Annotated in this window: 25 protein-coding genes and 1 riboswitch; of the genes, 10 read left to right on the top strand and 15 right to left on the bottom strand. The window is 47.4% G+C overall.

Translation table 11 applies throughout. From position 1 onward, the window contains the following. Positions 1–82: 82 nt before the first annotated feature. Positions 83–439, bottom strand: a complete 357-nt coding sequence (locus tag BXO87_RS01660; protein ID WP_007409086.1) for a DUF1360 domain-containing protein — start codon at positions 437–439, stop codon at positions 83–85. 170 nt (positions 440–609) lie between these two features. Between BXO87_RS01660 and BXO87_RS01655 the strand changes: the two genes are divergently transcribed. From BXO87_RS01655 to cotZ, 5 genes are all read left to right on the top strand, one after another. Beyond that, on the top strand, positions 610–996 hold the full coding sequence (locus BXO87_RS01655) for a spore coat protein (protein WP_007409087.1): 387 nt from the start codon (positions 610–612) through the stop codon (positions 994–996). Positions 997–1,035: 39 nt separating this feature from the next. Continuing rightward, the gene (locus BXO87_RS01650) at positions 1,036–1,347 is read left to right on the top strand and encodes a hypothetical protein (protein ID WP_007409088.1); all 312 of its coding nucleotides are present in this window, start codon (positions 1,036–1,038) and stop codon (positions 1,345–1,347) included. A gap of 91 nt (positions 1,348–1,438) precedes the next feature. Continuing rightward, complete coding sequence (cotX, locus tag BXO87_RS01645; protein WP_007409089.1) at positions 1,439–1,939, top strand: spore coat protein CotX; 501 nt, start codon at positions 1,439–1,441, stop codon at positions 1,937–1,939. Between the two features lie 150 nt (positions 1,940–2,089). After that, a complete protein-coding gene (gene cotY, locus BXO87_RS01640; RefSeq protein WP_007610670.1) occupies positions 2,090–2,572 on the top strand; it encodes a spore coat protein CotY in 483 nt (160 codons plus the stop codon). A 148-nt stretch (positions 2,573–2,720) separates the two neighbouring features. Continuing rightward, entirely contained in the window at positions 2,721–3,164 is a 444-nt protein-coding gene (gene cotZ, locus BXO87_RS01635) for a spore coat protein CotZ (protein WP_007409091.1), read from the top strand. 58 nt (positions 3,165–3,222) lie between these two features. On the opposite strand, the gene BXO87_RS01630 is transcribed toward cotZ, so the two are convergent. The 10 genes from BXO87_RS01630 to BXO87_RS01585 all read right to left on the bottom strand — a co-directional run bounded on the left by BXO87_RS01630 (position 3,223) and on the right by BXO87_RS01585 (position 12,155). Then, entirely contained in the window at positions 3,223–3,852 is a 630-nt protein-coding gene (locus BXO87_RS01630) for a CotO family spore coat protein (RefSeq protein WP_032871204.1), read from the bottom strand. Between the two features lie 97 nt (positions 3,853–3,949). Next, entirely contained in the window at positions 3,950–4,726 is a 777-nt protein-coding gene (fabI, locus tag BXO87_RS01625; RefSeq protein ID WP_003155001.1) for an enoyl-ACP reductase FabI, read from the bottom strand. A gap of 130 nt (positions 4,727–4,856) precedes the next feature. Beyond that, complete coding sequence (gene thiD / locus BXO87_RS01620) at positions 4,857–5,669, bottom strand: bifunctional hydroxymethylpyrimidine kinase/phosphomethylpyrimidine kinase (RefSeq protein ID WP_015417222.1); 813 nt, start codon at positions 5,667–5,669, stop codon at positions 4,857–4,859. A gap of 22 nt (positions 5,670–5,691) precedes the next feature. Next, positions 5,692–6,702 carry a thiazole biosynthesis adenylyltransferase ThiF gene (thiF, locus tag BXO87_RS01615; RefSeq protein ID WP_038457649.1) on the bottom strand — a complete coding sequence of 337 codons (1,011 nt, stop codon included), beginning with the start codon at positions 6,700–6,702 and terminating at the stop codon, positions 5,692–5,694. Then, the gene (gene thiG, locus BXO87_RS01610) at positions 6,699–7,469 is read right to left on the bottom strand and encodes a thiazole synthase (protein WP_088462285.1); all 771 of its coding nucleotides are present in this window, start codon (positions 7,467–7,469) and stop codon (positions 6,699–6,701) included. Before thiG ends, thiF begins: the two co-directional genes overlap by 4 nt. Continuing rightward, a complete protein-coding gene (gene thiS, locus BXO87_RS01605; protein WP_003155008.1) occupies positions 7,466–7,669 on the bottom strand; it encodes a sulfur carrier protein ThiS in 204 nt (67 codons plus the stop codon). The genes thiG and thiS overlap by 4 nt, the downstream gene beginning before the upstream one ends. Next, positions 7,666–8,775, bottom strand: coding sequence for a glycine oxidase ThiO (gene thiO / locus BXO87_RS01600; protein WP_038457646.1), 1,110 nt, complete (start codon positions 8,773–8,775; stop codon positions 7,666–7,668). The genes thiS and thiO overlap by 4 nt, the downstream gene beginning before the upstream one ends. Continuing rightward, positions 8,759–9,376 carry a thiazole tautomerase TenI gene (gene tenI / locus BXO87_RS01595; RefSeq protein ID WP_012117296.1) on the bottom strand — a complete coding sequence of 206 codons (618 nt, stop codon included), beginning with the start codon at positions 9,374–9,376 and terminating at the stop codon, positions 8,759–8,761. Before tenI ends, thiO begins: the two co-directional genes overlap by 17 nt. Beyond that, positions 9,354–10,061, bottom strand: coding sequence for a thiaminase II (tenA, locus tag BXO87_RS01590; RefSeq protein ID WP_038460691.1), 708 nt, complete (start codon positions 10,059–10,061; stop codon positions 9,354–9,356). Before tenA ends, tenI begins: the two co-directional genes overlap by 23 nt. A gap of 87 nt (positions 10,062–10,148) precedes the next feature. Further along, a riboswitch (TPP riboswitch) is annotated at positions 10,149–10,257 on the bottom strand. A 53-nt stretch (positions 10,258–10,310) separates the two neighbouring features. Then, positions 10,311–12,155, bottom strand: coding sequence for a monovalent cation:proton antiporter family protein (locus BXO87_RS01585; protein WP_007610641.1), 1,845 nt, complete (start codon positions 12,153–12,155; stop codon positions 10,311–10,313). Positions 12,156–12,383: 228 nt separating this feature from the next. Between BXO87_RS01585 and prpE the strand changes: the two genes are divergently transcribed. Next, positions 12,384–13,133: a bis(5'-nucleosyl)-tetraphosphatase PrpE gene (gene prpE / locus BXO87_RS01575; protein WP_038457644.1), complete on the top strand. Its 750-nt coding sequence runs from the start codon at positions 12,384–12,386 to the stop codon at positions 13,131–13,133. A 33-nt stretch (positions 13,134–13,166) separates the two neighbouring features. Here the strand turns inward: prpE and BXO87_RS01570 are convergent, their stop codons facing one another. From BXO87_RS01570 to BXO87_RS01555, 4 genes are read right to left on the bottom strand one after another with little or no spacing between them, the layout of a single operon-like run. Beyond that, positions 13,167–14,060 (bottom strand): RluA family pseudouridine synthase, encoded by an 894-nt coding sequence (locus BXO87_RS01570; protein WP_038457642.1) that lies wholly within the window; start codon positions 14,058–14,060, stop codon positions 13,167–13,169. Between the two features lie 14 nt (positions 14,061–14,074). Continuing rightward, on the bottom strand, positions 14,075–14,875 hold the full coding sequence (locus BXO87_RS01565) for an NAD kinase (RefSeq protein ID WP_003155018.1): 801 nt from the start codon (positions 14,873–14,875) through the stop codon (positions 14,075–14,077). Between the two features lie 17 nt (positions 14,876–14,892). Further along, positions 14,893–15,528 carry a GTP diphosphokinase gene (gene yjbM, locus BXO87_RS01560; protein ID WP_038457640.1) on the bottom strand — a complete coding sequence of 212 codons (636 nt, stop codon included), beginning with the start codon at positions 15,526–15,528 and terminating at the stop codon, positions 14,893–14,895. A 27-nt stretch (positions 15,529–15,555) separates the two neighbouring features. Next, positions 15,556–15,921 (bottom strand): UPF0738 family protein, encoded by a 366-nt coding sequence (locus BXO87_RS01555; protein ID WP_038457637.1) that lies wholly within the window; start codon positions 15,919–15,921, stop codon positions 15,556–15,558. Positions 15,922–16,045: 124 nt separating this feature from the next. On the opposite strand from BXO87_RS01555, the gene BXO87_RS01550 reads away from it, so the two are divergent. The 4 genes from BXO87_RS01550 (at position 16,046) to spxH (ending at position 18,835) form a co-directional block, all read left to right on the top strand. After that, a complete protein-coding gene (locus BXO87_RS01550; protein ID WP_038457635.1) occupies positions 16,046–16,618 on the top strand; it encodes a CYTH domain-containing protein in 573 nt (190 codons plus the stop codon). Positions 16,619–16,622: 4 nt separating this feature from the next. Then, complete coding sequence (locus BXO87_RS01545; protein ID WP_038457632.1) at positions 16,623–17,309, top strand: lytic transglycosylase domain-containing protein; 687 nt, start codon at positions 16,623–16,625, stop codon at positions 17,307–17,309. A gap of 228 nt (positions 17,310–17,537) precedes the next feature. After that, positions 17,538–17,936: a globin domain-containing protein gene (locus BXO87_RS01540; RefSeq protein ID WP_007610618.1), complete on the top strand. Its 399-nt coding sequence runs from the start codon at positions 17,538–17,540 to the stop codon at positions 17,934–17,936. Beyond that, positions 17,933–18,835 (top strand): protease adaptor protein SpxH, encoded by a 903-nt coding sequence (gene spxH, locus BXO87_RS01535; protein WP_032874464.1) that lies wholly within the window; start codon positions 17,933–17,935, stop codon positions 18,833–18,835. The genes BXO87_RS01540 and spxH overlap by 4 nt, the downstream gene beginning before the upstream one ends. The last annotated feature ends 175 nt before the right edge of the window (positions 18,836–19,010 follow it).

Raw genomic sequence — 19,010 nt, 5'->3', positions numbered from 1 at the left:
GACTCATGGTGATCCTTCCTTTCCTTATGTCATATATGCCAGTTTATGCCGAAGGTGACGGTAAGTTGCTGGTGGAACCGCCTTATTCCTGCAGAAGACGAGAAACCGCAGCTTCAATGATCCCGGCTGCGCCGGCTATGGCTAACAGTAAAATCAGCCATTGCGCGGTCTCGGGTATCACAATCTGCACGGCAATTAAAAAGGCGGCGCACCATACGCCCGTACACCAGTAGCAGCTGAGAAGTTCACCGATAAATGCCCTGATCCCTTTGCCTTTTATGACAATGTAGGTTTCTGTCGTGCCGTCGGGTGCGGTTTCTGTTTTTTCCTCGTGAAAAAGGCTCCGAAGCGGCGCCATAATAGTGTCAAATACGAAAAGCCTGGCCAGCCGGAAAACGGCAAACGATAACAGAATAAATGAAAGCCAATTGATAACCACCTGTTCACTCCTTTTCAAAACTTGACCTCTTTATACATATGCGAAAACCCTGATCTTCATGAATCGCACCTTGTCCGGTAAAAAAATAGGTGCGGTTTAGTTGTTTTTCTTATTCCGCTCGGCGTTTCATTTGCATTATATAGAGTATGAATGAGAAAGGAGTGAAGGTTATGTCGTTTGAAGAAAAAGTCGAAACACTGCAACCGCAAATATTCGAACAATTATCTAACGAATTCGAGCAGAAGATCGAAGTGATTGATTGCGAAAATGTCACAATAGATACAACACATATAACGGCTGCTCTTTCTATACAAGCTTCAGTTACTGCGGCGATTATCCTCGCGACACAGCTCGTGATCGCAGATGAAGACACAGCCGATCAAATGGCAACCGAACTGCTGATCCTCGAGGATTGCCAAATAAAAAAGCGAACCCTCATTCAAGTCATTAACAGCCGCAATATTAAAATCACACTGACAGCAGACGATATCATGGCCTTTGTACAAACTTTGTTTCAGCTATTAAATATACTTTTTGCTGAACTAGACATCCTTTAACTCTTTCTTTTCAAATTTTTAAAATAGAGGTGAGAACAAATGGCAGATAACGAAAAATTCAAAGAAGAACTCGCAAATCTACCAGAAGTGGATCCGCTTTTAAAAGTGCTTGTCAGCAATGTCTTCAAAAAACACGGCGTGACAAAAGATAAAATGCGGGAAATACCTGATGAAGAAAAAGAAATGCTGATCGCATTAGTGAAAGACATGCAGGCGAAATCAGAAGCTTTTCTTGAAAGCCAGAAACAGAAAAAAGAGCAGAAAGCGCAAGAACAGCAGACAAAGCAGCAAACCCGCAGAGAACAATTAATCGAACAGCTCCGGCAAAGACGCCAAAATCCCGGTCAATAACTAAAAATAGTGATTTTTATCAGGATAGATGCCTGAGTCAAAGTAAGGGGCCGGCTCATTTAATATTAGTAAAAGAAAAGGAGGAATAGATATGGAAAGCAGACCATACTCTTGGGTTGCACTTGATCCTGAATGTGAACATCCGCGAGAAGAAAAAGAAGAAAAAGAAGGCAGAAGATGTAATGTTTGCTGTAACGGACACGGGTTCGGCGAAGATAATGCCTTCATCGACCAAGACCTGGCACAGGCGAATCTCAACAAACAAGTTTCTGAAGAAGCGATTATTATCAGAGATTCTTGTGATATTAACGTGACATCGACAGATATTCAGGCAGTCACTTCAGTCATGACAGCGATTAATGCAGCAGTCGTAACGGCCACTCTCACTTCAATCGCTGACGGAGTCATCGCTGAATTGGTCGCACAAGACTTATTGCAGCTAACAGCTAACAAACAAATCAACCGTCAAAAACTGCTCATCGAAAACTCCCGCGGCGTAAACGTGACAACAGTAGATGCCGATATCGCAACATTGATCTCAACAGCAACAAATACACTGATTGCCATCTTAGTCATCACCCTCGTCCTCTAAAAAGAAAAAGCAGAGCTAAAAATGCTCTGCTTTTTCTTATTTTCTCCGCATATGATGAATATATAGACGTTCACCCACACCAAGTGAGGCTCGCGTACATATGTTGTTAAAGACAAAAGTCAAATACCCTAAAAGAAGGAGCTGAAATCCATGAGCTGCGGAAAACACCATGGCCGAGATGAAAATTGTGTATGCGATGCAGTCGAGAAGATTTTAGCAGAACAAGAGGCTGTTGAAGAACAATGCCCGACTGGATGCTATACGAATCTTTTGAGCCCGACGATTGCAGGTAAAGACACCATTCCGTTTCTCGTATTTGATAAAAAAGGCGGATTGTTCTCCACATTCGGGAACGTCGGAGGATTTGCGGATGACAGCCAGTGCTTTGAGTCCATTTTCTTTCGTGTAGAAAGACTATGCGATTGCTGCGCGACGCTTTCAGTATTGCGCCCCGTAGATGTGCACGGCGACACCCTCAGCGTCTGCCATCCTTGTGATCCTGATTTCTTCGGTTTAGAAAAAACAGAATTTTGCATTGAAGTTGATCTGAGCTGCTTCAGCGCCATTCAGTGCCTTTCACCCGAGCTTGTTAACCGGCCTGCGCCGCACAAAGAGAAAAAGCATCACGGATAGTCATTGATTCGCATCTTTCCTAAAGAAGAATCCCCTTCCAACCTTCTATTACAGATGCAATCATCAGCCCGCCCGGACTTCCGGGCGGCTGACTCTCCGCTATCGTTTAAACCGGTACCATTTAAAACGTGAAGTCAGGAGGGATATTATGAGCAAGCATACAACATACTGTGTGCGTGAAGCGGTAGAAAATATTGAAGACCTGCAAAATGCGGTTGAAGAAGATTGCCCGACAGGCTGTTATTCTAACCTTTTATCTCCGGCTTATACATTAGGCGATACAGTGCCGTTCGCCATCTTCACCTCAAAATCGAAACCGTTCACCGCATTCGGAAACGTCGGCGAGCTGGATAACGGTCCGTGCTTTAATACCGTTTTTTTCAGAGTTGAAAGGGTCTGTGACGGCTGTGCCACATTAAGCCTGCTTATTGCTTTTGACGAGCATAAGCACATTCTTGATTTTACAGATAAAGACTCTCTCTGCGATGTATTCCGTTTAGAAAAAACGAACTATTGCGTTGAAGTCGATCTCCATAGCTTCTGCGCCATCAATTGCCTGAACCCGAGACTGATCAACCGCACACATTCTTAAATCAAAAAGCATAAAAATAAGCTGCCGGATGAAAGAATTCAGGCAGCTTTTTGTATGGTTAAAATCCAAGCGGATGCAGCGAGGTAATATCGTCTATTGCGAGTTCTGCCGGCGCTCCGTTGCTTGTCGTCCGCAGGAAGATCGCATTATTTTTTCTGCCGACGATTACGCCTCTGTAGGTTTTCCCGTTGGCTTCTATCAGACAAAGGGTCCGCGGCATATTATGCGGCAGCTTCGTTAAGAAATCAATTTTTTCAAGAATGGACATTCTGCTCATCGGCTTTTTCACGCGCTTTGGCGGAACCTTTTCCTCTGGGGCGGCATTGTGAACCGCTTCAGGCTCTTTTTCAGCGGCATCAGGCTCTTTTTTAGCGGCATCAGGCTCTTTTTTAGCGGCGTCAGGCTTGGCAGTGTCCTGCTCCGCTTGCGCCGGAACTTCTTGAACGGCTTCTTCTGCGCGGCTGTGCTGTTCAGGTACTTGCTTTTCTGGCTCGACAGCCACTGCTCCTTCAGGCTGAGTTTGACATTCTTCCTCCCGCTTTCCATGCATCGGCTCTTCTTCCGGCGGCTGAGGCGCTTTCCTTTTTTTGATTAATATGTCCTGCATTGATGATTGCGTGTCTGAATAATCCGCCTGAACAATATACATGAGCGGTTTTTTTTCCGCGTTTCTGTTTTGTTTTGACATCTTCATCCCTCCGATTCTGTCATGTTTTATTTATATGACGGAATGATTAAAATCAGAAGAAAGAAAAAAGCAATCCCTGAAAGGGACTGCTTGTTATTTAACGTGCGGTAATATGGAATCCTGAATCAACGTGAAGATTTTCGCCCGTGATGCCTCTTGACAGGTCACTGAACAAGAATGCAGCCGTGTCGCCCACTTCTTCAGGTGTTGTCGTGCGGCGCAGCGGCGCGCGCTCTTCAATTTCTTTCAGGATAGAGTTGAAATCACTGATTCCTTTTGCAGACAGCGTACGGATCGGTCCTGCTGAAATGCTGTTGACGCGGATGTTTTCTTTTCCTAAGTCAGCGGCTAAATATCTGACGCTCGCATCCAGAGACGCTTTTGCCACACCCATTACGTTATAGTTTGAAACGACGCGCTCTCCGCCGAGGTAAGTGAGTGTAACGATGCTTCCGCCTTCAGTCATAATCGGACGCGCCGCTTTTGCGACCGCTGTCAGAGAGTAAGAACTGATGTTATGCGCAAGCAGGAATCCTTCGCGGTTCGTATTTAAATATTCGCCGACAAGCTCTTCTTTGTTTGCGAACGCGATGCAGTGCGCGATGCCGTGAATCACGCCGACCTGCTCTTTAATGCTCGCAAAGCAAGTTTCGATCTCAGCGTCATTTGTCACATCACACGGAAGGATGATGGAATCATTTCTTTCTAATGTAGCCGCAAGGTCATGAACTGATTTTTCCAAGCGCTCTCCCGCGTAAGTGAAAATGAGGCGCGCTCCGGCTTCATGCAGCGAACGGGCGATTCCCCATGCGATACTGCGTTTATTGGCAACGCCCATCACAACGATGTTGCGGCCTTCAAGTGAGAAATTCATATGTATAAAGCCTCCTGTAATCGTCTTAAAGACATAGTTTTAGTACCTGATCTTAATTTTTATCATATCATAACCTTGTCCAGATTGAAAGCATGGGAAAAAGACCGCGGATGTTGAAGCGGTCTCTTTTTTATCTCGTCTGCAGACTGTTCCTTTTAAAGGCAAAATGATTGGTCGGGCCGTGTCCCTCTCCAATGCCGAGCGTATGTTCCACGGCTTCCCGCACAAAATTGACGGCTGTCTCAAACGCGGTCTGAATGTTTTTCCCCTTTGCCGTTTCCGCCGTCAGCGCGGCTGCGAACGTGCAGCCTGTTCCGTGGGTGTGTTTGGTGTCAATATAAGCGTGGCTGATTTGGGTAAAAGACGAACCGTCAAATAATAAATCAACGATCCTCCCCTGTTCAGGCTGGTGTCCGCCTTTTATGATGACATGCTTTGCACCAAGCTTGCAAAGGCGTTCGGCCGCTTTTTTCCGGTCCTCAAACGTGCGGATTTCCATTCCCGTCAATACCTCAGCTTCCGGAACATTCGGCGTCACCGCATAGCTGCGCGGAATTAACAGCTCTTTTAACGCGGCCTGAGATTCCTCACGCAGCAGGGAAGCGCCTCCTTTGGCAATCATGACGGGGTCGGTGATGACATGATCAAGCCCGTACTGATCCGTTTTTTCCGCAATTTCCGCAATCATTTCCGCGCTCCACAGCATTCCCGTTTTTACAGCGTCAGGCCGCAAATCTTCCGCCACCGCGTCAATCTGGCTGCCCAGCGCTTCCCGGGTGAGCGGATAAATGCCGTGGACGCCCAAAGTGTTCTGGGCGGTTACCGCTGTAATGGCTGACATCCCGAAAACGCCGAGCTCCTGAAAGGTTTTGAGATCCGCCTGTATACCGGCGCCGCCTCCTGAATCTGATCCGGCAATCGTCAATGCTTTGCATATGCTCATGATGTTTTTCTCTCCTTTCGCATTATCCGATCCATTTATGATAAAAGGATTTCGCTCTGCTGATATCACTTGTGCCGTGTATTAATGCTCTGCCGTCACGAAACAGTACCATCTTGAAATTGTCTGTGCAAAACGAAATTAAATACGGATTGGCTGAAACATCAAGCCCTGCCTGTCTGAGCTGTCCCGCAAGTTTTTGCAGATCAAACTGTTCGGAGATCCCCGTTCTGATCTGCACCGTGTTCCGCCCGCACAGAACCGCCGCTTTTGTCTGATTTTCATAAGATAAAAACGGAAAATCGTTTGTGCCGCAGCTTGGGCAATCAGCCGACTTAAGACGGCCGACGTTTATTTCTGACCGTTCATTTTTCCATAAATCAAAGGAGCGGAGAACATGCTCGATAGATCCGCCCGTTAACAGCTTCAGCGCATCTGCTGCCTGAAAAACGGCCGTCTGCAATACAGCCGGGCTGATGATTCCCGCCGTATCGCATGTCATACCGCCTAAAGGCAATGTCTCAAGCAGACAGTGAAGGCACGGCGTGACACCGGGAATGACGGTAAAAGAGAGCCCGTAGCTGCCAACACAGGCGCCGTACAGAAAGGGAATCCCTTTCTGTACAGCCGCATCATTCACAATCAGCCTCGTTTCAAAGTTGTCAGTGGCATCCACGATGAGGGAGGCATCACGAATCAATCCGGGTGCGTTTTCCGCAGTGACATCCATGACAAATCCCTCGACCCCTACATCACTATTTATAGATCGAAGCCGTTTTTCAGCCGCCGCGGCTTTCGGCATTTCCTGTCTGACATCATCTTCAGTATAAAGCTGCTGGCGCTGAAGATTACTCCACTCCACATAATCTCTGTCAGCGATCGTTACCTTCCCGACCCCTGCTCTGACTAGCATCTCCGCACTTGCCGTCCCAAGCGCACCCGCGCCGATAATCACGGCGTGAGACGACCGGAGCTTCTCTTGGCCGGAGGGACCGATCGGCTGAAACAGCTCCTGTCTGGAATATCTGTCCGTCATACCGGAAGACCGTCTCGCGGACTGCTTGCAGTTCCGTAATCTTTCACCGGAATTCTCCCGGCTTCATAAGAAAGGCGGCCCGCTTCTACGGCAAGCTTCATCGCCCTGGCCATCTTGACCGGATCATCAGCGCCTGACACAGCGGTATTTAACAGCACGCCGTCTGCCCCGAGCTCCATCGCGTAGGCGGCGTCTTTTGAAGATCCGACGCCGGCATCGACAATGACCGGCACCTTCGCCTGTTCAATGATAAAGGAAAGATTCAGCGGATTTAAAATTCCCTGACCGGAACCGATCGGCGAAGCGCCCGGCATAATGGCATGCACTCCGAGCTCCTCAAGACGTCTTGCGAGCACGACATCGTCTGACGTATACGGAAGCACGATAAATCCCTCTTCGAGCAGCTGTTTTGATGCTTTCAGCGTTTCAACCGGATCAGGCAAAAGTGACCGGCTGCATCCGATGACTTCTACTTTTATCATGTCACAAAGCCCTGAAGCTTTGGCAAGCCTTGCGATTCGGACCGCCTCTTCAGCCGTTGCGGCGCCGGCCGTATTCGGCAGAAGCGTGTATTTAGACAAATCAAGCTGTTCGAGAAAGTTAGGCTGAGACTCTTCAAAGATGTTCATCCGCCGCACCGCAAAGGTTAAAATATCTGATTCCGAGACGGCCACCGCCTCTTTCTGAATCTCAAAACTCGGATATTTTCCCGTTCCTAACAGCAATCTTGACTGAAACTGTTTTCCGCCTATTGTTAACATCCTCATCCGCCTCCTACAAAATGGACAATTTCTATGACATCGCGGTCACACAAACTCGTATTTTCATAATTCTTTTTTTCAATGATTTCTTTATTTCTCTCCACAACTACGATTCTTTGGTCAAGCTGGTACGATTCAAGCAAATCCTGAACCGTCCCCTCTTTTCGATTCCAATCAATTTGTTTTCCGTTCAGCTGAAGGATCATATATGAACAGCCTCCTTGCGATCGATTCGAAACGCTTCTTCCCATTCCTGTTTAATCTGTCTTTCCATGATCATATCCCGCACCATTTCAGCCGTTGCCGGCGCCAACAGGATGCCGTTCCGAAAATGGCCGGCGGCGAAGATGATGCCGCTGTCTTCAGGATGCCGCCCGATAAACGGCTTTCCGTCTCTTGTTCCCGGCCTGAGACCCGCCCAAAACCGGTCTATTTTCATATGTTCGATGGCGGGAAGCATGGTTTTCGCTTTTGCAATGACGGCCTCAATTCCTCCGATGTCAGGCGTATCGCTCCAGTCGCCCTGTTTCATCGTGGCGCCGATGACAAGCCGGCCGCTTTTTCTCGGGACAACATAACAATGATCATGGTAAAGAGTTTTGGTCAGCGGGGTATCGTCATTCCACACGGAAAGGCATTCTCCTTTCACAGGAAAAAAAGGCTGTCCCAAGCCGAGCTGGCTGAAAAACCGGCCGCTCCATACACCGCTTGCAACTGCGACTTTGTCAGCGTAAACATCCCCGCCGGACGTTGTGATGCAATATTCTCCGTTCACCCGTTTTACGGAGGTGACTTGTGTATGCTCATATATATCAGCGCCATAGCGCCGCGCTCCTTTTGCATACGCTTTGCAAACATAGTAAGGTTCGACATGGATATCGTCTTTTATAAAACTTGCGCCGAGAATGTCTTTTGAAGCGTAAGGCTCTTTTTCAAGGGCATCTTCCGCTGAAAGCCAAGTGACGGAAGGTAGATCATCCATCTTCCGTAGACGGGCGATATCTTCTTCGGTATACGCCAGTTTAAGCATTCCGCCGCTATGGCGCCTGATGTCAATGCCGCAAGCTTCCTCAAGCTCTTGCCCCGCAGCTTCATACAGCCTTTGACTGTGCATGGCAAAATCAAAAAACGCATCCCGGTTTTCACATTCCGCATGAGCGCCCAGCATTCCCGCGGCAGCGCTTGTCGTTTTTCGGCCGACTTCTCCGGCTTCAAGCAAGACAACGTTCTGCTGCGTCTTCGCCAGCTCATAAGAAATGGCGCATCCGATAATTCCGCCGCCGATCACCGCCGTATCATAGTGCTTCTTCATAATCGGCCTCCCTTACCGCGCGTGCATACCGTTTTGCCGCCTCCTCAGGATTTTCAGCTGAGAAAATACCTGACATGACGGCAATTCCGTCCGGTTTCGCCTGCTTTGTGTGTCCGATCGTCTGCAGTGTCATTCCGCCGATTGCGATGACGGGGATGGAAAGCGTGCGTTTGATCTCTGAAAGCAGGCTGATGCCTCTTGCTTCAAGTCCTTGTTTACATTCGGTTTCAAATACATGGCCGAACACCACATAATCCGCATCTTCCTTTTCAGCTTGGATGGCTTCTTTCAGCGAATGAACCGAACGTCCGATATGAAGATGGGGAAATCTGCTTCGCACCTGCTTTACGGAAAAGCTGCGGGACGGAAGCTGAACACGATGTATATTGGCAAAAAGCGCGATATCCGCCCTGTCATTGATGATCAATTTGTCCTTATCCGCACCGCCCTTTTTCAAAAGGGACAAAAGCTGCATGATCTCTCCCGCTGTTTTATCCCGCTCACGGATATGGATAAAGCTTACTTCGCGCTGAATCGAAAGAATATCCTCGGCCAGCTCGGCAACGGGTTTGCGATTATCAGTTACCGCGTGCAGCTCCAAAAGATTCCACCTCTTTCCCGCCCTTCTCGGACCAGCTTTCTTTTTGATAGGCCATTCCCCAAAATTGATATTCATAATAGCTTGAAATCACAAAATTCTCTTTCATTTTCGCACGGATGTCCTCTGTGCTGTTTTCAGCAATCTCGTCAAAACGGCTGATCTGTTCTTCGACTTGCTGTCTGAACCAGTCTCCGCCGTATGTACCGATCCATTTTTCATAAATCGGATGCTCCGGTTTGCACTCTTTTAAGTGTTCGCCGACTTCATAATAAAGCCAATAACAGGGCAGAAGCGCAGCTAATATTTCTCCAAAATTGCCGCTCATCACCGATCTGTACATATGAGACGTATAAGAATAGGCGGTCGGTGCCGGTTTAAATGCCGCACGCTCTTCTTCCGTAATCCCTAAAAGCTCCGTAAACTCGCGGTGCAGCGCCATTTCCGCTTCATATGTCCCTTGAGCGTGGCCCGCCATCCTGCCCGTCGTAAACAAGTCTTCGGCATATGCGGCGCCGAACGCCTGAACTTTTGCAAAATGCGTCAAATAGTAGGAATCTTGCAGCACGTAATAGCTGAAACGGTCTATCGGCAGGCTTCCGTCACCGATTCCCGTTACAAACGGATGAACAAAACTTCCGTCCCACCATTCGGCAGCCGCCAGTCTGCATTCTTTAGAAAATGTTATCATGTCTTCCCCCCTGTTAAAATAAAAAAACCACTTTCCCGCATCGGAAAAGTGGTTTGGAATTTAAATGGATAAAAGGAACCCCAAAAAAATACCGCTCCACTTCCCTACGCAGGTCTGAACCTGTTCAAGTTATGAGGGTCTAAAAGTCTCACTTTTATCTCAGCCCTTATGAAGGACACCCCTAGTGGTCATACGATTAATGATTTATTTGTTATGCCTTCTATATTATCACGAATTGCAATTTGGTCAAGCTTCAAGAATTTTTCTCAGTTCCGACACGTAGTTGCGCGAGCCCGTGACGATGAGACGGTCTCCTGTTTTCAGCCGCGTGTCTCCGTGCGGAACGATGCTGTCCACACCTCTGAAAATCCGGACGAAAATCACATCGCCCATCAGCGGAAATTCCCGCAGAATGATGCCGTTATACGCCGGGTTTTCCAGATTGATCTGATATAACGAAGACTCCTCATTCGTCAGGAGGCTCATCACGCCCGGCGCCTCAATTAATGCGCGCAAGAGCGTCTTTGTAGACAGAAGGATAGAAAAAATACTGATGCCCTCTTCTTTCAGTTTTGTTTCATGCTCAACCGAGCCGACGCTTGCGATGATACGCTCAGTCCCTTTCTCTTTCGCTATTAAGGCGATTTCGGCGTTCACATCTTCATTTCCCGTCGCCACGACAAGAATATCCGTTTTGAAAATACCGTGCGACTCAAGCGTGCCGGGCTCGTAATCAGAAATCGTGTCAACCGAAAAAACGGATTCCGCAAGTGTTTCCCCGGCATTTTCCTGATACACATGGACGACCCGTACTTCATATTCCTCCTCAGGCAATTCCAGCGTAACCGGAAGCGTCATTTGGTTGGCGCCGATAAATGTAATGCGCTTTTTTTCCTGCGGCGCACTTTGCCGTTTGTATAATTTCTTAAAGCCGATCGGCGTGATGATACTGGCAATAACCGCAACTAAAGTCAGCGCGCCGGACATATTGGCGCTGATAATGTGGAGCCTTTCTCCGATCGTAGCCGCCGCGATAACAAGCGACAGCGTGGACGTCAGCAAAAAGCCCGAAGCAAACACGGTTCTTTTGTCATACCATTTCTTTAAATAAAACACCGGAAACATTTTGCTGATAAACAGCGCAAGCAGAAGCAGCGGAATCATCGTTAATGTTTTCGGATCTTGGAAAAGCGTCCAAATGTCCAATTTCACCCCGACCATGACGAAAAAGATCGGAATTAAAAACCCGTAGCCGAATGAATCCAGCTGTTCCACCATTTCTTTATTCGGAGACAGAAGCGATACCAGAACGCCTGCCAAAAACGCGCCGAGAATATTTTCCGCCCCGAGAGATTCCGATAAAGCGACAAGCACGATAATCAGTGTGAAAATGGCTCTCGTGCCGATCTGCACGGTGCCTTTGGACATCGACTGCACAAATGAACGGTGTTTAAAGATCCTGCCGAAGAAATACAGCACGACCCCCGCGGCAAAGAGAATCAACAGAAGCCACATATTTCCGCTGTCTTCTCCGTAAAGAGAAGAGAAGAAAGCGAGCAGAATCATCGTAGCCAAGTCCGCGATAACAGCGACAAGCAGGATGATCTGGCCGATATTGGAGTTCATGATCCGTTCTTCCTTTAAAGTCGGGACCACCACACCGAGTGATATCGTCGAAATAATAAGCGTCATTAAAAATGCGTTTTGTATAAAACCGGCTAATACAAAGGCATAGGACAGCAGCAATGATAAAATAAAGATGCCGAAAAAGATAATCAGTGCGGCAGAAAACGTGTTGGGCGCCTCCTTGCCGTTCGGAAGGAATTGTTTTTTCTTCCCTTTCTCAAATGAAGAAAAATCAATTTCCAAGCCGCTTAAAAACATTAAAAAGATAAAGCCGAGAACAGACAGCGTCTCCAGCCACGTATCTCCCTGAACGACAAGATTCAGGCCGCTTTTTCCGATAATAAGCCCCATGATGATCTCCGCGACGACGACGGGGATGCTGAGCTTAAACCGATGTAAAAGGAGCGGCGTCAAAAAAGCGACGATCAGAACGACGACTAAAGATGCGACTGATGTGTGTTCCATTCGTAAATACCTCCTTAAAACAAGGGTTATAAAAGCCCGCTTAAAGCGGGCGAAACCTTACTTTTTTTTAAAAACATAACGCATATTCTAACAAGGCTGAACGCGAAAAAAAAGTGATAAGGCTTTATTTCTTTAATTCTTTTTTTAATTTGTGCAAAAACAGCGTAATTAGGTATAGGAATTAGCCCCATAATAAATAAAAAACCGTTAATAAGGAGGCTGACACGAATGGCTTATGACATCATCAGCGATATACACGGATGTTATGACGAAATGATCGCGTTAATGCAAAAGCTCGGATATGAAGTCAAAGACGGAACGCCCGTTCATTCTGAAGGCAGGACGCTTGTCTTTGCGGGGGATTTAACGGACAGAGGCCCAAAATCCGTAGAAGTGATGCGTTTTGCGGCAAAAGCATATGAAAAAGGAGCCGTCCGTTATGTCCCGGGAAATCATTGCAACAAACTGTATCGTTACTTAAAAGGAAACCCCGTAAAAGTGATGCACGGACTGGAAACGACGGCAGCCGAACTGAAAGAGCTGTCTCCCGCCGACAGAACGGAAGTCTCCAGACAATTCATCCGATTATATGAGTCAGCGCCGCTTTATGACATTTTACATAATGGCGATCTCGTTGTCGCCCACGCCGGCATAAAAGCTGACGATATCGGTAAATACTCGCGTAAGGTAAAAGAATTTGTTCTGTACGGCGATATCACGGGTGAAACGTATCCCGACGGCAGGCCCGTCAGAAGAGACTGGGCCGCCGCTTACGAAGGCAAGGCATGGATTGTTTACGGGCATACCCCGGTAAAACGCCCCCGGATCATCAACCGTACGATCAACATTGATACAGGATGCGTCTTCGGCAATCAGCTGACAGGCTTTCGCTTTCCGGAGCATGAAACCGTCTCTGTGGAAAGCTCAATGCCCTATGACGCTTCACGATTTCGCGAGGATCACGGCAGGGAGGCATGAAAAAAAGCCCGAAACCGGTAAACGGTTCGGGCTTTACATGTGTTCAATTAATGTTTTCATATCGTCAGGCACCGGAGCGTGAAAAACGAGCGTTTCTCCGGTCATGGGGTGTACGAATGAAAGCCGCTCACTGTGAAGAGCCTGCCGCGCAATTCCCTCATTTTTTCCGCCGTACAGTGTATCACCGACTAAAGGATGGCCGAGGTAGCTCATGTGCACCCGGATTTGATGCGTCCGCCCCGTTTCCAGCCGCAGGGCTGCAAGCGTAAACGCATGTCCCGCTTTTTCCGTTTGAAAATGCGTCACCGCTCGTTGTCCCTCCGGCGTTACCATCCGCTCAATAATACTGTCGTGTTTTCTTCCGATCGGCGCGTCCACCGTTCCTTCCTTCTGCAGCATGATCCCGTGTACGACAGCGAGATACCGCCTGCTGACAAGCCCCTTCTTCTGCGCTGCCGACAAAAGAGAATGGGAAAGCCGATGTTTGGCGATGAGCATCGCCCCCGATGTATCCCTGTCAAGGCGGGTGACAAGATGAACCGTTGATTGCACGCCGCTTTTTCGGTAGTGGCTGATCACTCCGTTAGCGATGCTTTCCGACGGGTGTTCTCTTGATGGAATTGAGGAGACATACGGCTGTTTATTGACCACAAGCACATGGTCATCTTCATAAAGAATATCAAGCGGAACCGGCTCAGGCAAAAGCGTTTCACTCACATGCTCCTTCGGAAATTCAATCTTAAGCACATCTCCGTCCGTTAACACGGTGCGGACGGTTACATGCTCTCCGTTCACAAGCAGGTCTCCCCCGCCGAATTTAATGTCAGCGAGAAGCCGCTTTGAAATGCCGAGCTGCGCCGTATATTCTTTTACCGTCATGCCGGCTTCCCGGGCAGTCATGTTCTTTTGGATAAAAAAGTTGTCCAATCCGTTTCCTCTTTCTATTCGCCTTTTCCGATAAAGGAATCCTGCACCCTTTTCCAAAACGGAAAAGGACGGAATCTTGCAAATCTGACTTTTTCATTTGCCACACGGCATAGAATGGACTTCACATCCTTATGCAGCAAGGTTAAATGATCAATTGTGACTTGAAAGTCGACGTCGTTTCTCGGTTTGATGACACAGTTATGATGATCGGGAAGCAAAAGCGGCGAGCCGACAGTCCTGAACACTCTGTTGTTGATGGAGGCCATTTCCGCAAGCTGAATCGCTCTGATGGAAGGGTGGATGATTGCGCCGCCTAACGCCTTATTATAAGCCGTGCTTCCGGAAGGCGTGGACAGACATAAACCGTCTCCCCTGAACGTTTCAAACAGCTGGCCTTTAATTTCCACGTCAGCGACGAGACTGCCTTCTATGCTTTTGATCGTACATTCGTTCAAAGCCAGATACCGCTCCTCACGCTCTTCATCATGATAAGTGACAATCACCTCAAGAAGGGGATACTCCACGGTATGATACGGCGTTTTGGCAATGGCCAGAACGAGCTTTTCTATCTCCTGCGGAACCCAATCGGCATAAAAACCCAAATGCCCCGTGTGAACTCCGACAAACGCCGTTTTATCAAGACGGTCGCTGTACCTGTGAAATGCGTAAAGAAGCGTTCCGTCACCGCCGACGGAAATAACGATTTCCGGCTCTTTTTCATCCAAGGTCATATCAAAATCGAGTAAATACGCCTGTATTTTGCTTTTCAGTGTATCTGAAACCTCGTCTCCTTTTGAAGAAACGGCAAATTTCATGCCATTCCCCTCCTTTCCTACTGGTGGTCTCCCGCTTTTTTCTTTCGCGAGAACGCGGCTTGGGCTTCCTGGATTTCTCCGCGGATTTCTGACATTTCTTCATCGAGCCGTGATGCGGCTTCTGAGGCCCGCTGCAGCCTCAGCTTTACTTTTTCGGGAATGTTCCCGCTGTATTTGTAATTCAGTGAATGCTCAATGGTTGCCCAAAAGTTCATGGCAAGCGTCCGAATCTGTATTTCCACAAGAACGTGCTTTTCTCCGGACGTTGTTTGTAAAGGATATAAAACGACAAGGTGGTAAGACCGATATCCGCTTTCCTTATGCTCTGCTATGTAATCCCGCTTATCGACAACGGTAAAATCTTTTCTGGCAAACAGCATATTTTTGACGATCTGGATATCATCGACAAATTGGCACATAATACGCAGCCCCGCGATATCCTGGATCGTTTCAATCTGATGAAGCGGTATGCTTTTTCGTCTCGCTTTTTCAAGTATGCTCGCCACCGGCTTCACGCGGCCTGTCACAAACTCAATCGGTGAGTGGTCATCTTCATACTCATAAAGGGTTCTGACGCCTTTCAGCTTCACCTTTAATTCTTCAACAGCCTGGCGGTATGGCGCTAGAAATTGCTCCCATTGTTTGTCATCCATCGTACATCCCCCAATTCCGAACCTGTTCTAAAGAAATACGCTTTTCACTTTTTCTTCCATATCTCCGTAGTTTGCATTATCTTTAATATTTTCAAGAAGATAATCGAGTTCTTCATGCAGCCCTGAAAGTTCAACCATTTTTCCGCCGGCCTCAAGGACCGCCGGTTTTCTTTGGTCTAAGGCTTTTTTCAGATCCGGCCAGATATGTTCTTTTATAAAGACATATTCAAAAGAGTCAGCTGATTCAAGTATGTATACAAAAGCAAAGTGATCGGAATCAACAAGCATTTGACCTGAGGCTTTGCGTTCCGCTCCGCTTAAGTCCTCTCCGCACTTCAAGCGGAGCGCGTCTTCTGTTAATGATGCATTTTGGATTTCAATTCTCTTTTGCATAATGTTCTCCTTTTTTAACAAAGTACAGCATTTATTTTATCATATCAAGGTCGATATTGATAAACGTAACCTCTAAAGAGATAATGGGAATTATACAATTTTTCGTCCTGAAAGGAAGACTGTCATGACCCAAGAAATAGAAATTGAATTCAAAAACCTGCTGACAAAATCAGAATTTCTGAAGCTGAGTGAAGCACTCTGCATGAAAGAACATGATTTTAAACAGCAGGTCAATCATTATTTCGACACGAAAGATTTTTCCCTGAAACAAAAAAAATCAGCACTCCGCATCCGAGAAAAAGACGGCGCGTTCGTTCTGACGTTAAAAGAGCCTGCCGCGGTCGGTCTGCTGGAAACCCACCAAGAGCTTGCGGCACCTGATCTTGACGTCTTCAAGATTCCGGAAGGCCCCGTCAAACGTCAGCTGGAAGGTCTCGGAATCAACTCAGAACACATTTGCTATTTCGGGACGCTGTCGACCGCACGCTCGGAAAAAGAATCAGAAAAAGGCTTAATCATTTTAGATCACAGCCGATATTTAGAGAAAGAAGACTTTGAATTGGAATTCGAAGCTGCTGACTGGGATGAAGGAAAACGGGCGTTTGAACAATTGCTCAAGCAATTCGGCATCCCAGAGCGGATCACGAAAAATAAAATCCAGCGTTTTTATGAACAGAAACAAAAAAAGGTGGAATGACACAGTGAATATAACGAATTGGGCGGCCCTTCTCCAGCTGCAATCAATGGCGCTGCAATCAATCTCTCATACAAGCACGGCTTCAGGCGGACAATCTTCAGATAGCCCGCTTGCCAATTTCAGCGCGCTTCTCAGCCAGTATACGGACACAGCCGTCCGGCAGCAGCCGGAATCAGGAATTTTAAACGGTGTGCGGACCGCTCACGCTTCATATTCACCGAGAATTCCCGTTTCATCCGGCTCCGCGGCTGCTTCACAGACCGCTTCCCCGGGCATAAAGTCTCCGGATGCGACTTCTGATATCAGCACCGGAAACTTTTCAATAGACAGCGCCATTCAGAAAGCGGCCGAAAAATACGGAGTGGACGAAAAGCTGATCCGCGCGGTTATTAAACAGGAATCAGGCTTTAATCCGAAAGCGGTCAGCGGTGCGGGGGCAATGGGACTGATGCAGCTCATGCCTTCCACGGCAGAATCACTCGGGGTGTCAAACCCGCTTGATCCCGTCCAGAACGCTGAGGGCGGTACAAAGTACTTAAAGCAGATGCTCACGAAATACGACGGAAATGTATCTCTGGCGTTAGCCGCCTACAACGCAGGCCCCGGCAACGTAGATCGGTACGGAGGCATTCCGCCGTTTAAGGAAACACAGCAATATGTTAAAAACATAACCAAACAGTATTACGCGTAAACCAGAGAGGCTTCCTTCGCCCTCTGGTTTTTTTGCGGAGTGAAATCTTACACATGAATGAAGGCGATGTGATATGATATGAAATACAAGCGCCTGACAGAAAGGCACTTTGTTTGTAGAAATAAAATGTTATTGCTAAAATATACAGTAACTGAAGATAGTAAAACTGAAAGATAAATTCGCAATGGGAATTATGATTCCTATTAGCCATATAAAGGAGTAGTCAACATGGGACAATCGTTTAACGCACCATATGAAGCGATTGGAGAGGAACTTCTATCGCAACTTGTTGATACTTTTTATGAGCGTGTCTCGTCTCATCCCTTGCTGAAGCCGATATTTCCAAGTGATTTGACTGAAACGGCCAGAAAACAAAAGCAATTTTTAACCCAGTATTTGGGCGGACCTCCTCTTTATACTGAAGAGCACGGACACCCCATGCTCAGGGCAAGGCATCTCCCCTTTCCGATTACGGACGAGAGGGCTGATGCGTGGCTAAGCTGTATGAGCAAAGCGATGGATGATGTCGGGCTGGAGGGCGATATTCGTGAATTTCTGTACGGGCGTCTGGAACTAACGGCCAGGCATATGGTAAACCAGTCAGAAGCGGAGGATCGATCATATTGACGAATTATCAGCATGAGCAATACTTCGCCCATTGCCACGGACATCCAAAAAAACCGCTCGAAATTTACATGTTTGTCGACCCTTTATGTCCTGAATGCTGGTCGCTGGAGCCCGCCATAAAAAAATTAAAAATCAAATACGGACGTTTTTTTACGCTGCGGATCATTGTTTCCGCGAGCATTACATCGCTGAATAAGCAAAAGCGGAAAAAACACCTTCTTGCCGAAGCTTGGGAAAAAATTGCGAACCGTTCCGGGATGCCCTGTGACGGAAGCCTTTGGCTTGAGCAAGATCAGCCTCTTTCATCGCCCTACCTTGCCGCACTCGCTTTAAAAGCGGCCGAACTGCAGGGAAGAAAAGCGGGCATTCTGTTTCTCCGCAGCATGCAGGAAAGCCTGTTTGTTTCCAAGCAGAATATTACGGATGAAGACGTTCTTTTAGAAATTGCCGAAAAGACGAAATTAGATGTTGAAGAATTCAAGCGCGACCTCCATTCGCAAAGCGCGGTAAAAGCGCTTCAGTGCGATATGAAAATCGCGGCGGAAATGGATGTCACCGTCAACCCGACATTGACGTTCTTTAACAGCCTGCATGATGATGAAGGGCTGAAGGTTCCCGGCAACTATTCTTATGACGTGTACGAAGAGATCTTATTCGAAATGCTCGGGGATGAACCGAAGCCTTCTGAAACGCCGCCTTTGGAATGTTTCATTGAATATTTCCGGTTTGTCGCATCGAAAGAAATCGCACTCGTTTATGATTTGAGTCTAGAAGAAGTTGAAAAAGAAATGAAAAAACTGGCATTCGCGAAAAAGGTCGCCAGAGTGGAAGCAAAGCACGGTCTGTTTTGGAAGTCTCTTTCCGGCACCCAGGAGGATGTCACCTGTTGTGATCATTAAAAAAAGCTGATTCCTTACGGAGCCGGCTTTTTTTGTGCAAATAAAGAAACCGCGCCGGGATAAGCGCGGTTTCATATGTCTTAACGACAACAAAGGGGATGGGAGAAATTTTTCACGGTCAAACAAAGGGGTAATGTTTGTTTGTGATCAATTTCACATCCTTATCATATCAAAT

Origin of the sequence: Bacillus sp. GZB (assembly GCF_001975995.1) — a bacterium.
Lineage (GTDB): Bacteria > Bacillota > Bacilli > Bacillales > Bacillaceae > Bacillus > Bacillus velezensis.
The sequence above is the reverse complement of the archived record's forward strand: the minus strand, read 5'-3'. Positions and strand labels throughout refer to the sequence as shown.